13 protein-coding genes are annotated in these 14,554 nt (G+C 38.9%); all 13 read right to left on the reverse strand.

The genetic code is table 11. The features are described 5' to 3' along the window. Positions 1–84: 84 nt before the first annotated feature. Complete coding sequence (locus tag JJB97_RS07780) at positions 85–339, reverse strand: hypothetical protein (RefSeq protein WP_238713459.1); 255 nt, start codon at positions 337–339, stop codon at positions 85–87. 79 nt (positions 340–418) lie between these two features. Then, positions 419–1,408, reverse strand: coding sequence for an LPS O-antigen chain length determinant protein WzzB (gene wzzB, locus JJB97_RS07785; RefSeq protein ID WP_238713460.1), 990 nt, complete (start codon positions 1,406–1,408; stop codon positions 419–421). A gap of 158 nt (positions 1,409–1,566) precedes the next feature. Beyond that, positions 1,567–2,454, reverse strand: a complete 888-nt coding sequence (gene rfbA, locus JJB97_RS07790) for a glucose-1-phosphate thymidylyltransferase RfbA (protein WP_238713489.1) — start codon at positions 2,452–2,454, stop codon at positions 1,567–1,569. A 14-nt stretch (positions 2,455–2,468) separates the two neighbouring features. After that, on the reverse strand, positions 2,469–3,536 hold the full coding sequence (gene rfbB / locus JJB97_RS07795) for a dTDP-glucose 4,6-dehydratase (protein WP_238713461.1): 1,068 nt from the start codon (positions 3,534–3,536) through the stop codon (positions 2,469–2,471). Positions 3,537–3,683: 147 nt separating this feature from the next. Then, complete coding sequence (gene gndA / locus JJB97_RS07800) at positions 3,684–5,093, reverse strand: NADP-dependent phosphogluconate dehydrogenase (RefSeq protein WP_238713462.1); 1,410 nt, start codon at positions 5,091–5,093, stop codon at positions 3,684–3,686. A 124-nt stretch (positions 5,094–5,217) separates the two neighbouring features. Beyond that, positions 5,218–6,384: a nucleotide sugar dehydrogenase gene (locus JJB97_RS07805; RefSeq protein WP_238713463.1), complete on the reverse strand. Its 1,167-nt coding sequence runs from the start codon at positions 6,382–6,384 to the stop codon at positions 5,218–5,220. 38 nt (positions 6,385–6,422) lie between these two features. Continuing rightward, the gene (locus tag JJB97_RS07810; protein WP_238713464.1) at positions 6,423–7,340 is read right to left on the reverse strand and encodes a glycosyltransferase family 2 protein; all 918 of its coding nucleotides are present in this window, start codon (positions 7,338–7,340) and stop codon (positions 6,423–6,425) included. 1 nt (position 7,341) lies between these two features. Next, entirely contained in the window at positions 7,342–8,160 is an 819-nt protein-coding gene (locus JJB97_RS07815) for a glycosyltransferase family 2 protein (protein WP_238713465.1), read from the reverse strand. Between the two features lie 25 nt (positions 8,161–8,185). Continuing rightward, positions 8,186–9,232, reverse strand: coding sequence for an EpsG family protein (locus tag JJB97_RS07820; protein WP_399198271.1), 1,047 nt, complete (start codon positions 9,230–9,232; stop codon positions 8,186–8,188). A gap of 19 nt (positions 9,233–9,251) precedes the next feature. Beyond that, positions 9,252–10,364, reverse strand: coding sequence for a UDP-galactopyranose mutase (gene glf, locus JJB97_RS07825; RefSeq protein WP_238713467.1), 1,113 nt, complete (start codon positions 10,362–10,364; stop codon positions 9,252–9,254). Between the two features lie 15 nt (positions 10,365–10,379). Beyond that, on the reverse strand, positions 10,380–11,612 hold the full coding sequence (locus JJB97_RS07830) for a glycosyltransferase family 4 protein (RefSeq protein WP_238713468.1): 1,233 nt from the start codon (positions 11,610–11,612) through the stop codon (positions 10,380–10,382). Beyond that, positions 11,609–13,009, reverse strand: coding sequence for a lipopolysaccharide biosynthesis protein (locus JJB97_RS07835; protein ID WP_238713469.1), 1,401 nt, complete (start codon positions 13,007–13,009; stop codon positions 11,609–11,611). The genes JJB97_RS07830 and JJB97_RS07835 overlap by 4 nt, the downstream gene beginning before the upstream one ends. 49 nt (positions 13,010–13,058) lie before the next feature. Further along, entirely contained in the window at positions 13,059–14,186 is a 1,128-nt protein-coding gene (wecB, locus tag JJB97_RS07840) for a non-hydrolyzing UDP-N-acetylglucosamine 2-epimerase (protein ID WP_238713470.1), read from the reverse strand. Positions 14,187–14,554: the final 368 nt, after the last annotated feature.

Raw genomic sequence — 14,554 nt, forward strand, 5'->3', positions numbered from 1 at the left:
TACCGTCAGTAAAGCCTGTTTATGAATAACGTTAACTGTTAATGCAAGAAAGCATGCCATGTCGAGGCCCGGCTTTGGGCCTCTTTACTTGTTATTTAAATCAGCATCCCTGCTCGCTTTTAACACGTACGGGCTTACCGCGTGGGGCTGACGCCCGCTGAAATTAGCAAACCGCAGGCAGGCTGAGGCGAAACGAGACAGGACGGCGGGCCGATCGCAGCAGTGGCCGAAGGCGAGCGCGCTGCGAAGCAACGGTTGCGTTGCTGTTTGCAGGCGCCTGCAAACAGCACGCTTTACCCGTTCACCGTTGATGAAGCCCTCTTTATCATCGGGCTTCACGTAAACGGGTTTCCCCTAAACCTTAAGCACTCAGCTCAGCATGACGAAAAAACCGGCCCTTTCCCGTTACGCGTCACGTTTAATCAGCAGGCTTATAGTGGCGAAAAGCGTTGCGGGCCAGTACGTAGCCGCTGCCCGCCATCGCCCCTAACAGTAATGCCAGTATCAGCGTTAAGCCGCGTTTCGGGCTGTCCCGACGCACCGGCAAGGTGGGTTTCATCACGTAATGATAAGAGAATTTGACATCGGCCTTTTGTGCCAGCGCCTTTACCGCCATATAGGCTTGCAGAGTGTTATAGTAGTTCTCGCCCAACGGAAGCGGCCGCGTGGCTTCATTCTGAATGGTTGCAGACAGCGCATCGCTACCTAACACGAATAACGTATCTTCTGACAGTGATTCCGCCTGCTGAACTTCCGTTTTCTTAAGATTGCTCTGCTGAGCAATCGCCAGCGCCTGGCGCAGCACTAACAAACGTTTCTCACGTTTCTCTTTCGCGACCAGTTCCTGAGTGTCCAGCGAACTCTTCAAATCCTTCATGGTGGCGTTAATATTCGTCACCAGATCCTGGTTCAGCTCATCAATCACACGCTGATTAATTTTGTCGATGTAGGCGGTCAGAGTATTGCGCGCCACTTCCGCAGACGAACCGATATAGCTAATTTTCAATGGCATCGCCTGGCCTTTTGCCACAGGCTCAATAGTCAGCTTTTCAGGCTCCCCCTGATTATCCAGCTCTTCAGACAGCGCGGAAATTAACGCACTGAACCGGTTAAAGAAGCGGTTTTGAATATCAACGACCGAAGGCGCGCTGGTTTTGTTCTGTGCATAAATTACGCTCATTGAGTTGTTATAGTTGGCAATCTGCCCCGAATCCGGCATCGTAATGATTGCATCAGAACGCCATTTTTCTTTAGCAATAAACAGCCAGGCGGCAGCCAGAAGTATAAATACCACAACAAAAGCGATGACGGTAAACTTGCTGCGCCAAAGCTGCATCACAATATCCAGTAGGTCAATGTTTTCTGGCTCGCGATTGTGGCCATTTGCTGTAGGAAAATTATGATTCATATTGACCTTATTAATTATTAACCAAATTCATACACATCAATTGAAACGGCATAGTATTACACAAGTACAACCAAACGGGGATCCACTTTGCCATGAAAATAATGCGTAACGGTAGCCCGGTAACCGACATAAATCTTAACCCGCGGTGAATACCGGCGCTACGCGTCATCTTCTGCCCGGGAGGCGGTCACTATCCGCTGTAAATATTTACCGTAGGCTGTTTTTCCAAGCAGCGCGCCTTCATCAAGCACCTGCTGTGTGGTGATCCAGCCCTTACGCCAGGCAATCTCTTCCAGGCAGGCAATTTTAAGCCCCTGACGTTTCTCTATCGTATGCACAAACTGAGAAGCGTCAGTCATACTGTCCCACGTACCGGTATCAAGCCAGGCGAAACCCCGGCCAAATAACTCCACATTTAGCGCCTGTTCTTCAAGATATAGCTGGTTAATGGCCGTAATTTCCAGTTCGCCACGCGCTGAAGGCGCCAGTTGGCGGGCAAAATCGCAAACGCGCTCGTCATAAAAATAGAGGCCGGTAACAGCCCAGTTTGATTTGGGATGTTCAGGCTTTTCCTCTATGGAAAGCACCCGATAATCTTTATCAAACTCAATCACGCCGAACCGATGCGGATCGGTCACCTGATAGCCAAACACCGTCGCTCCCGACAGGCGACTCGCCACGTCCTGCACCCGATGGCCAAAGCCATGGCCAAAAAAGATGTTGTCGCCAAGAACCAAAGCACAGCGCTGACCTGCAATAAATTCTTCGCCTATCAAAAACGCCTGCGCCAGGCCTTCGGGTTTAGGCTGCGCTTGCCAGGTAAACGTCACGCCATAACGCTCGCCATTGCCCAATAATCGCTGAAAAGCAGCCTGATCCTCCGGCGTTGTGATGATTAAAATGTCGCGAATGCCCGCCAGCATCAGTACCGAAATGGGATAGTAAATCATGGGCTTGTCATACACCGGCAGTAGCTGTTTTGAAACGCCGCGCGTTGTCGGATAAAGCCGTGTGCCTGAACCGCCCGCAAGCACAATTCCTTTCATCGTTGCTTTTGTCATTATTCTTTACCGGCCTTCTGACATTGATCGTGATATGCGCCATTCAGAATTCGCTGCCACCAGTTGCGATGGGTGAGATACCATTCAACTGTTTTACGAATACCCGAATCAAACGTCTCCTGGGGAGTCCAGCCCAGTTCACATTCGATTTTTGACGCATCAATAGCATAGCGCAAATCGTGGCCGGGGCGATCGGCAACAAATGTAATCAGGTCTTCAAACTTCTGAATGCCCGCGGGTTTTTCAGGCACCCGCTCATCCAGTAGACGACAAATTGTTGTGACCACATCAATATTTCTTCGCTCATTGCGACCGCCAATGTTATATGTCTCTCCCGGCACGCCTTGTGTCGCCACGCGGTGGAGCGCACGGGCGTGATCGTCAACGTACAGCCAGTCCCGGATCTGATTGCCTGAGCCATAAACAGGCAGCGGTTTGCCACTCAGCGCATTAATGATGGTCAATGGAATAAGCTTTTCAGGAAAATGATAAGGGCCATAGTTGTTCGAGCAGTTTGTCACGATAGTCGGCAGACCATACGTGCGCATCCAGGCACGAACTAAATGATCGCTTGCTGCTTTTGATGCTGAATAGGGGCTGCTCGGCGCATAAGGCGTGTTTTCCCGAAAATAATCGCTGCTGCTTTCCAGATCGCCATACACTTCATCGGTGGAAATATGGTGAAAACGAAAAGACGCCTTACGTTTAGCAGGAAGCGTATCCCACCATCCACGCGCGGCTTCCAACAAAGTGTAAGTGCCTACAATATTGGTTTCAATGAACGCGGCCGGACCATCAATCGAACGATCGACGTGGCTTTCCGCCGCCAGATGCATAACCACATCAGGCGCGAAAGATGCAAAAACAGCATCAAGCGCGGCTCGATGGCAGATATCGACGCGGTGAAAACGATAGCGTGCGCTGTCTGAGACAGGGGCCAGGGAATCAGGATTGCCTGCATAGGTGAGTTTATCTACAACGGCCACCCTGGCATCGGTATGATTAATCAGATATCGAACAACGGCAGAACCGATAAAACCAGCGCCGCCTGTTACAAGGAAGTTCATAAACGCTTAACCCCGTAGCAATAGCGTTGAGCTTTAAATAAGCACAGCGCGCAATGTTAACAAAATGCGGTTTCGGGTAAAGCTAACAATAAAAAAACCAGCTATTTTTAAGCTGGTTTTTTGAGTCATGGGTGCTACCAGTACCGTTTAGCCTTCCAGCCATTCGGTATGGAATACCCCTTCTTTATCGATGCGTTTATAGGTATGCGCACCAAAATAGTCGCGCTGCGCCTGAATCAGGTTTGCAGGCAATACCGCCGAGCGATAGCTGTCATAATAAGAAATTGCGGCAGAGAACGTCGGGACCGGGATACCGTTTTGTACGGCATAAGCAACCACATCACGCAGCGCCTGCTGATAATCATCGGCAATTTTCTTAAAGTATGGCGCCAGCAGCAGGTTAGCAATGGCCGGATTTTCAGCGTAAGCATCGGTGATCTTTTGCAGGAATTGAGCACGAATGATGCAGCCGGCGCGGAAAATTTTCGCGATTTCGCCGTAATGCAGATCCCATTTATGCTCTTGTGACGCAGCGCGCAACTGAGAGAAGCCCTGGGCATAAGAAACGATTTTCCCCAGATAGAGCGCACGGCGTACTTTCTCAATAAACTCAGCCTTATCGCCTGAAAATGTTTTTACAGTGGGGCCGCAGAGCACTTTTGACGCAGCCACGCGCTGCTCTTTAAGCGAGGAGATATAGCGAGCAAAGACCGATTCCGTAATCAGCGAAAGGGGTTCACCGAGATCGAGCGCGCTCTGGCTGGTCCATTTACCGGTACCTTTATTCGCGGCTTCATCAAGGATAACATCGACGAGATAATTGCCGGCCTCATCCTTTTTCGTGAAGATATCTTTGGTAATATCAATCAGATAGCTGCTAAGCTCCCCCTGGTTCCACTCAGAGAAGGTTTGCGCCAGCGCTTCATTGGAAAGATTCAGCCCGTGCTTTAACAGAGCATAAGCCTCGGCAATTAGCTGCATATCGCCATATTCAATGCCGTTATGAACCATCTTCACATAGTGGCCTGCGCCATCAGGGCCAATATAGGTCACACAGGGTTCACCCTCGGCTACAGCGGCTATCTGCTTAAGGATAGGCGCGACGAGTTCATAAGCCTCTTTCTGCCCGCCCGGCATGATGGAAGGACCTTTGAGCGCCCCCTCTTCACCGCCGGATACGCCGGTACCGATGAAGTTAAAGCCTTCAGCAGACAGTTCACGGTTGCGGCGAATAGTATCCTGGAAAAAGGTATTGCCGCCGTCTATCAGGATATCGCCCTTTTCGAGATAGGGCTTCAGAGACGCGATCGTTTTATCCGTCCCCTCGCCTGCCTTAACCATCAACAGGATACGGCGCGGCTTCTCCAGAGACTCAACAAACTCCTGTACTGAATAGTGAGGAACGAGCTTTTTGCCGGGGTTTTCGGCAATCACTTCATCGGTCTTTTCACGGGAGCGGTTGAAAACGGAAACGGTATAGCCGCGGCTCTCGATATTGAGCGCCAGATTGCGCCCCATGACGGCCATACCAACAACGCCGATTTGCTGTTTAGACATTACATACTCCTGTCAGGTGTGCTCACTGCGTACATACACAGTCTTGTAATCGTTACAATAATAACTCAGCTTAACAAGATATGAATAGCTATTGGTGTCCATACAATGAAATATTTTGCAACAATTAATCACTACCGAATAAATCGCGTGTATAAACTTTTTCAATTATATCATTAAGTTCATCTGTTTTTCTATTTGCAACTATTACGTCAGATAACTTCTTAAATACTTCGAAATCATGGATAACTTTATAATTACAGAAAACATCTTCAGATAGAGTTGGCTCATAAACTATAACTTCAACGCCTTTTGTGTTAATTCGCTTCATTATACCCTGTATTGAAGATGCTCTAAAATTATCTGATCCAGATTTCATTACAAGCCGATATATTCCTACAACTCTCGGTTTGCGTGATAAAATTGAATTTGCGATAAAATCTTTACGAGTGCAATTAGCATCAACTATAGCACTAATAAGATTATTAGGTATTGTTTGATAATTAGCCCGAAGCTGTTTAGTGTCTTTAGGAAGGCAATAGCCGCCATATCCGAAAGAAGGGTTATTATAGTGAGTGCCAATCCTTGGATCCAGGCAAACACCTTCAATTATTTGTCGACTATTCAAGTTGAAGCTTTCAGCATAACTATCCAGTTCATTAAAATAGGCAACCCGCATCGCCAGATAAGTATTAGCAAAAAGCTTAATAGCTTCGGCCTCCGTCGAGTCGGTGAATAAAACGGGAATATTCTTCTCTATTGCGCCCTGTTTGAGCAATTCAGCAAATCGAATAGCACGCTCGGAATTTTCACCAATAACAATCCTTGATGGGTATAAATTGTCATATAAGGCTCGTCCTTCCCGTAAAAATTCTGGAGAAAATATAACGTTATCAGTCGAATATTTTTCTTTAATAAATTTTGTAAAACCAACTGGAACTGTAGACTTGATAACAATAGTTGCTGATGGGTTAATTTTCAGGACATCTTGTATAACTTCCTCTACGGTTTTTGTATTAAAATAATTAGTATTTGGATCGTAATCTGTAGGCGTAGCGATAATGACGTATTCAGCATCTTTATAAGCTTCATATTTATTATCTGTCACCTCTAAATTGAGAGGCTGGTGCTCAAGATATTCCTGGATATACTCATCCGCAATTGGAGAAATTTTTTTATTTAAAAGCGTAATTCTTTTATGATCAATGTCAAATGCAACTACATGATTATGTTGCGCAAGCAAGATGCTGTTTGAAAGGCCAACATAGCCTGTACCGCTAATTGATATTTTCATTTAATCACCAAAATAATTTATAGATTTTGACTCAAGCATTACGGTTTGTACAGTTCAGAATTAGTTAGTTTCTTTGAATCACAAAAAGCGTGATAGATAACTTTACATGCAGCTAAATCAAATTTTAGGAGTGAATATGTAAATACTGCTGCAGATAACCAATATGGTTTTATTCGAACAAAAAAATTCTCTCCATAAGTCCTGTTAATATAAAAATAATTCCTCCACATAAAATAACCTTTCCATGAAGACAGGTCTGCTGAGAGATTGTTATCTAGTAATCTGATCGCTTTAGCCTTAGGCACACATTTAATAGTATATCCCTTCTTTTTAGCTCGTATAGAATAATCCAAATCATCATTAAATATAAAAAATTTTGCATTAGGCAAACCAATTGAATCTATAATATCTCTGGTAATTAAAGGTCCCTCAAAAGGCACGCTATGAATTTCAAAAATAGATTCAGTATTAATAGTGCCTTCTAATACAGCTTCTTTTACTGTTTTAGTTTTAGATCTTATAAGAAAAGGATTGGTGAGATTATATTCTAATGGGGAAAGCTCAGCACAGTTGCCACTTTTATCATATCTCATAGGCTGAAAAATTCCTGATCCTTGGCAATTTTCAAGCAATTTTTCCAGACAGTCTATCTCCGGAAGTAAATCATCATCCATGAGCCATAAATAATCAAAGTTAAACTCCAGAGCTTTAGTAAAACCGTATCTAAATCCCCCAGCTCCACCAAGATTATCTCCTGTATTATGATATGAAATATTTTGATTATTTCGAATAATATTCCTGACTAATTCTTCCGTACCATCAGAGCTATTATTATCAATAACTAATATTTTTTCTATATTAACTGTCTGTTCACTGAGGCTTTTAATTATGCTCTTCAGGAAATTCTTCCTTTTATAAGTTACTATCACAGCTATAACGGATTTATTCGTTAACATATTAACCCCCTTTTAGATAATCACTTAAAAAAATAAAAAAATAGTTAACATTAAAATATCTGACCGATTTTTTTAAATTTTGTATACAGATCGTTTTTTTCAGTTTTTTACGTTCAGAACCAGAATATTTATGCATTATTACCTGATAGGCCCTTCTTGCTTTATCAAGCTGGTTAGTTATTTTTAGCGCTGTATCATCTCTGTAATTTAATGTATATTCTCTCGAAGTAACTATGCTTCCTTTTTTAGCTAATCGCAAGTACATATCGTAATCTTGAATAGCCGGAAGCGAGGAATCGAACCCCCCGATAGAAATTATTGCTTCTCTATCAACTAATACGGAAGAAGTTGATCCAGGGTAATTGCATCCCAACATAGCATTAAATTGATCGTTTTTTGGAATAATATTTAAGGATCTTCGGATTTTATTTTTTGAATAATTTATAATATTCTTACCACTATAAGCTAATACTGCTTCAGGTACTTCTATAAATTGGTTCATCAAAGTTTCAAGGTGATTTTCTTGCCATGTATCATCATCATCAAGAAAAGCGACAAATTTAGCTGAAGATAAATTAATACCTCGATTACGACTGAAGCAGGCCCCTTGATTTTTTTCATTTCTATAAAAAAGCACTTTACTGTCATCTAAACCAACCGAAGTCAAATGTGCTCTAAGCTCTACTTCAGTAAAGGAAGAATTATCATCAATAACAAATATAGTTTTTACTGGAATGGTTTGCAACAGTACAGATTTCACTGCACTTACAAGCAATTCAAGTCGCTCATAGCTTGGTATAACTACATCTATAAATTTCATATTATTGTTACTTATCATATAAACCTCAAAAGAATCCTTCCCAATAATTATCAGGGTTTGATGCTGCTATATATAATTGAGCAGAACACACGGAAATAACAAACAAGAAAAATAGAATTTTTTCACGTTTTCGAAGAAACACTAATAAGCAAGGATATATTACTATCTCCAACACCCTAAAAAACATATTAAACCTTGCTGCCAGCATAGCGGCATCATAAAAAATAAGGTACAAACAGAATCCTGTTATATATATTATCAGTAAGTTATCTAGAGCCTTTGATTTTTGTAGCGATGAATATCGAAAAAATAATAGACAAAAAATTATTATTAATCGAAGCAACAGAGATACAATATCTACCCCACCCCATGAAACCATAAAATGCTCAAATTTCCCTGGTGCTATAATATTTACCAGTTTGACAAGGGCATTACTCAAATAAAGAATTGTAGATATTATTATCGTGATATAACAAAATAAAGTTAAACGTAATTCTGCAATAAATATGAGATAGGATATAAAAATCAAAGATCCCGTAGAATGCAACATACTCGCTAATACACTAATAGTTAAAACTCTAAACGTCTTTTTATTAAAGAAATCTTTTAGAGCAAAAACAAACATCCCCATAGCTATACCTTGTCGCATTGCATTAAATACATAGGGGATATAAAAGCAGCAAAAAAAAATAAAAACAGCCAGCAATAGGTTAAATTTTAATATATCACGCAATCGATACAAGCCAATATAAACTAAGCCTATCGTTATTACAGCATTCAGTACAAAAAATGTATCTATATCGCCTACTGCCGAAAGGAAATATATAAAATACTTATATCCAAACTCAATACCAGCATAATGTAGGTCCAACTGACTGGTATTCAATGATGCACTTATAGCATACCATATGTTACTATACTCTTGATAATCAGTACCAGTGCCCGGTCTTATTGAAGCGATAATAGCAAGTGACAGCATTACTATAAAAGCAAAGCCCGCGTATTTCCTTCGAGAGAAAATAGACGTACAAGCTCCAACAAACAATGGTATGAGAATTAATATATATATCACAAACGGCCCTTATTTAATATTAACTCAGAGCAGTAATTTTTTGTATTGTGTGTAAGGCTGATCGTATTACTTGATGCATATCATAATACTTATACTCTGCCAACCTTCCACCAAATATTACATCCACTTCCTGCTTCACCAATTTAGCGTATTGTTTATAAACATGCATATTTTTTTCATTATTAACCGGATAATAAGCTTCTTTTGACCTATCCCAATTCTGTGGATATTCTTTAGTAATAAGAGTAAAATCAGTATCTACATAATCAAAATGTTTATGTTCAATTATTCTGGTAAAAGGCGTCTCTGCATCCGTAAAATTAATAACAGCACAACCTTGATAATTTTCTATATCTAGTTTTTCAGTTTTAAAGTCCAGAGAACGATATTCAAGTTCTCCATACTTATAGTCATAATACCGATCTATAGGCCCTGTATAAATTAACTTTTTTGTATTTTGTTGTATGTTTTCTTTATGTTCGAAGTAATCGTAGTTTAACTTCACTTCAACTCCTGAAAGCATCTTTTGTATTAACTTTGTATAGCCACCTATAGGGATACCTTGATACTTATCAGAAAAATAATTATTATCGAATGTAAATCTTACAGGAATCCTCTTGATAATAAATGAAGGCAGTTCAGTAGCTTTTCTTCCCCACTGTTTCTCTGTATATCCTTTAATTAAAATATTATATATATCACTACCAACTAATGAGATAGCCATTTCTTCAAGGTTAGAAGGTTCGCCATTTAGATCAAGAACAAAACCTTCTTTTTGTTCTTTAATTTTAGCAATAGCTTCAGCGGGTGTAATAGTTCCCCATAACTGATAAAAAGTATTCATATTAAACGGTAAGTTGTAAAGTTTTCCCTTGAAATTGGCCATCGGTGAGTTAGTAAAACGATTAAACTCACAAAAAGAGTTAACGTAATCCCATATTATTTTATCATTTGTGTGAAATATATGAGCTCCATATTTATGCATCTGTATTCCATTACAGTCTTCTGTATATGCATTACCTGCAATATGTCCTCTTTTATCAATTACCAGTACTTTTTTACCTAATTTATTTAATTCATGTGCACACACTGCACCAAAAAAGCCAGCACCAACTATAGTGTAATCGTACATATCTTCATATCCTTATTAGCTTTTAAATATAGAATTATAAATTTTAAATGCTAAAGCATAAAGTGTTTTCCATTGATAAATTTTAGGGAATCTTTTCTCGTTAAAAGCAACACATAATTTGACAACAGTCTCATCTAAAGGAGTAATACTAATATCCTTAATTTTATCTAAAAGGAAGGCAGAATTCTTTTTCCAGACATAATTCTCCAAAGCATCGGCCCTTGCTTTTTCCTGCCATTCAGATAATTGTTCCCTGTTTTCTATATAAGTTACTAATCCTGAGGTTAAATCTGTTATTGAGCATTCATTTTGTGGCCAATAGTATCCATCTGCTCGTGCAAATTTTTTATTAATTTTAATTGCGGTATCTATCGATTGGTTTATAAATTCATTCATCGGTCCATCATTAGGTACAATGAGAGGCATGCTACAGCTTTTTGCCTCTGCCATCGTTAAACCAAGCCCATCGAGCCGCGATGGATAAACATAAACATCACCTAAATGATATAGTCCTGGTGCAGTTACCGTTTTGGTAATTATTTTAATATTATTATTTTTCACATAACTCTCAAATAATTTTTTCTCTTCACATGTAAGTTTTTCTCCAAGTTGATCTATACTTAACTGGCTATGTATTATAAGCTCTGATTTTTTTAAATCAGCTATTGTTAACGAAAGATAAGCTTTTAATAGTAGATCGGTACCTTTACGGTGAGCATTCATTCCGCAAGAATGAAAAAAACGAACTTTATCTGATTTTACTCTTTGTTCATGTGCAGCAAAGATATTTACATCGGTTCCCCATGGACAATAAATAGCATTTTTATGCGTAGAAAACGCTGATAGATGTTTTTTAGTATTACAAATAAGGAAATCATAAATATCGTAACATGGCAACATCAACTCCGTATAGTAATCAACATAAGCGCCAACTTTGATACCAAGGCGTTTACATAAGATTACAGGCTCAAACCACACTTGTTCATTGAATAAAACAACATCTATTTTTTTTTGTAATAACCAACTCTCAAACTCTTTTTTATCCACATAATTATATATAGGAAAAGCATTTTTTTCTTGCCAGTAAACTTTCGAGGAATCCCAGTTAGGATCATTTTTTGCAAATTTTTCTCCGCCTCTGGCATAAATAAATACACTTCCCCCTTGTTCTTCAAAGGCATCTTTATACTGACGTGATACATACGCTGCCCCGCGTTCAAACCACGTTGTGACTATGCCAATATTCATTTGATTCCCTCCTTGATTACAGCTTTCAGTAAGCTATAGTACAATACAAAAAGCGTTATTATTATACAAATAATAAGCGTAAAAGAAATAACTTCCCTATATATACCAATTCCACCCGCAACCAACAGGAATAAAGTAAACAAATCCTTTATAGATAACAGATATTTCCACGCTATTGATGAGAAAATAGTACGAAGGAAGAAAAAAATAAAATAACTGGTTGCGATGGCAACACTTGCTCCCAGTGATTGAAATTTCTTAACTAAAACGGCGTTTATGAGCATACAGAAAATAAAAGTACAAAATGAAATAAACACCGTATGTTTAGTTTTTCTGTTAAAATATAAACCAACGCCTGTAATTTCTGAAAGAATGTAAAATACTGGATAAAGTAAAATTATAGGAATTAGTTTTATCGATGGCCAGTAATCAGGATGAATCAGATGGTGCAGCAAAGGTGAAGCAGCACAAATGATAAAAAAGGAGACTGCCGAAATGAATAAAACTAATGAAGCAACACGTTCATATTTATTTATTGGTTCACCATCTGTATACCATTTCATAGCCGTAGGTATCCAGATCGTGGATATCAATTGCTGTAATAAAACTAACGCCGATGCAACTCTAAAAGCATTAGCATAAATACCAAGCTCGTAAGCATTTGAATAAATTTTTAAAGCATATTTATCCACTGCTCCCATCCCCCAAACTATAACACATGAAAATAAAAGCGGTAATGAATAATTTATATAAACTTTAAATTTCTTTTTATATGATTTTTTTATTCCAGCATATAATGTTACTTTTAATTTACGCATACAAACGACAGAAATCAAACTGGATAATATTGATGAGAATATGAAAATACTAACTATATCAATCCAACCCAATTTCTTTTTAAATATAAAAACAACCCATGTTATAACTAGAAAAAATATTTTTTGACTTATCTGTAGAATGAAAAAATAAAAAGACTCCCCTTCCATTCTTAAGAGCAAAGACTGATATCGATACCAGTGATAAACTAGCGCGGATAAAATAATTAAAATGAAGCCATAACCATTATGAGTTTCAAAAACAAACTCTGATATATATTGATAAAAAACAGCAAATGACAATGATAGGATTATCGCAGCCAGAATCCCACTACAAAAAGCGCCTGAAATAAGTGCAGTTTTATTCTCCGTCTCATAATATTCCCGGATAACCGCTTGTTCAAGAGCGAGACTAAATAACGTACTAAATAGTATGAAAGTAACTGTAAAAATACTGTAGATACCAATAATATCTACAGCATAAAACCATGTTAATATCGGTAAAGTTAAAATAGATATTATCCCACTAAGTCCTGTACCCAGTACAAAAAAAAGTTTATTTGTTCTATTAATATTAAACATACATTCTCAATAATAATCAGCCAAACCCTAGACTAAGAATATATAAACATTATAAATTAAGAGAAAGTATATCAATTATTCTCTCGCAAGCTTTTCCATCTCCATATGGATTATGAGAATATGCCATAGCATTATATTGAGACTCATCATTAAGCAACAATTTCAACTGATTAATGATATTTTTCTTATCTGTTCCAACTAAGCGTACCGTACCGGAAGTAACGGCCTCAGGCCTTTCAGTAGTATCTCTCATTACCAGCACAGGTTTTCCCAGCGATGGGGCTTCCTCCTGAATGCCGCCGGAGTCTGTAAGTATAATATCAGCTTTCATCATTAGATAAACAAAGGGTAAATAATCCTGAGGAGAGATAAGATAAACATTTTTTATCCCCCCCAATATCCTTCTTACTGGTTCTTGTACATTTGGGTTTAAATGTACTGGATATATCACCTTAATATTTTTTTCTGAATTCGCTATTTCAGCAATTGCACTACAAATACTCTCAAATCCATCGCCGAAATTTTCACGTCGATGTCCTGTAACTAGAAGTGTTTTTCCTTCCAGTTCAAGGAAAGGAAACATATTTCTTAAAGAATTATTTAATTGTTTATCGCTCTCAATTTTGTTTTTAACCATGAAGAGCGAATCAATAACGGTATTACCTGTTACATATATATAGTTGCTGTCATAATTTTCTTTAAGCAAGTTTTCTCTCGACTGATTAGTCGGAGAAAAATGATATTTAGCAATGGCACCCGTTACTTTTCGATTTACTTCTTCTGGCCATGGAGAGTATATGTCGCCCGTTCTTAAACCAGCTTCAATATGCCCCACAGGAATTTTTTCATAATATGCGGCCAGACTTGTAGCGAGCGTTGTGGCCGTATCCCCATGAACTAATACTATATCTGGCTGACAATCCTTTAAAATATTTTTCATCTCAATGATAATTTTTGCTGTAACATCATTAAGCGACTGTCCCGTACGCATTAAGTTCAGATCATAATCTGGCTTGATGGAAAATAGCTGTAATACCTGATCTAACATCTCCCTATGCTGAGCAGTAACACAAATTTTAAGTTCGAAACGCACATCATATTTTAAAGCATGAACAAGCGGAGCCATTTTTATGGCTTCAGGACGAGTACCAAAAACAACTAATACTTTTTTTAACATAACTATTTATCCATTTTAATTAATTCGATCTACGCTAAACTTTCAAATTTAGTGAAAATGTTATTAATGATGCAATATTCTTTGCATAAAAAACGCTACCGCCCCTGGCTCTACAGCTACCAGTGCACTGGAGGTGAGGTGTTCACCCTGACAGGAATATACTTATGTCATAAGTTGTCACATGACAACAATAGTTTCTCTTAATTTAAGTTTGCAAAAACAGCTAAAACTCACAATCAAGAATCCCTTAAAGTAACAAAAAGCATATACATTATATATTCTGGAATATAAATTTTATATTTATATATAGCAAAAACGGCAGTACGCATCAGGATTTCTCCCGACCTGCGACTGCCGTTCTGTCAGAC

Source organism: Tenebrionibacter intestinalis (assembly GCF_016632365.1).
In the GTDB taxonomy this organism is placed as follows: domain Bacteria; phylum Pseudomonadota; class Gammaproteobacteria; order Enterobacterales; family Enterobacteriaceae; genus Tenebrionibacter; species Tenebrionibacter intestinalis.

What these genes read in the sequence shown, in the direction of transcription:
- wzzB (WP_238713460.1), bottom strand. Translation starts at nt 1,408, where the DNA reads ATGAATCATAATTTTCCTACAGCAAATGGCCACAATCGCGAGCCAGAA.
- rfbA (WP_238713489.1), bottom strand. Translation starts at nt 2,454, where the DNA reads ATGAAAGGAATTGTGCTTGCGGGCGGTTCAGGCACACGGCTTTATCCG.
- rfbB (WP_238713461.1), bottom strand. Translation starts at nt 3,536, where the DNA reads ATGAACTTCCTTGTAACAGGCGGCGCTGGTTTTATCGGTTCTGCCGTT.
- gndA (WP_238713462.1), bottom strand. Translation starts at nt 5,093, where the DNA reads ATGTCTAAACAGCAAATCGGCGTTGTTGGTATGGCCGTCATGGGGCGC.
- JJB97_RS07805 (WP_238713463.1), bottom strand. Translation starts at nt 6,384, where the DNA reads ATGAAAATATCAATTAGCGGTACAGGCTATGTTGGCCTTTCAAACAGC.
- JJB97_RS07810 (WP_238713464.1), bottom strand. Translation starts at nt 7,340, where the DNA reads ATGTTAACGAATAAATCCGTTATAGCTGTGATAGTAACTTATAAAAGG.
- JJB97_RS07815 (WP_238713465.1), bottom strand. Translation starts at nt 8,160, where the DNA reads ATGAAATTTATAGATGTAGTTATACCAAGCTATGAGCGACTTGAATTG.
- glf (WP_238713467.1), bottom strand. Translation starts at nt 10,364, where the DNA reads ATGTACGATTACACTATAGTTGGTGCTGGCTTTTTTGGTGCAGTGTGT.
- JJB97_RS07830 (WP_238713468.1), bottom strand. Translation starts at nt 11,612, where the DNA reads ATGAATATTGGCATAGTCACAACGTGGTTTGAACGCGGGGCAGCGTAT.
- JJB97_RS07835 (WP_238713469.1), bottom strand. Translation starts at nt 13,009, where the DNA reads ATGTTTAATATTAATAGAACAAATAAACTTTTTTTTGTACTGGGTACA.
- wecB (WP_238713470.1), bottom strand. Translation starts at nt 14,186, where the DNA reads ATGTTAAAAAAAGTATTAGTTGTTTTTGGTACTCGTCCTGAAGCCATA.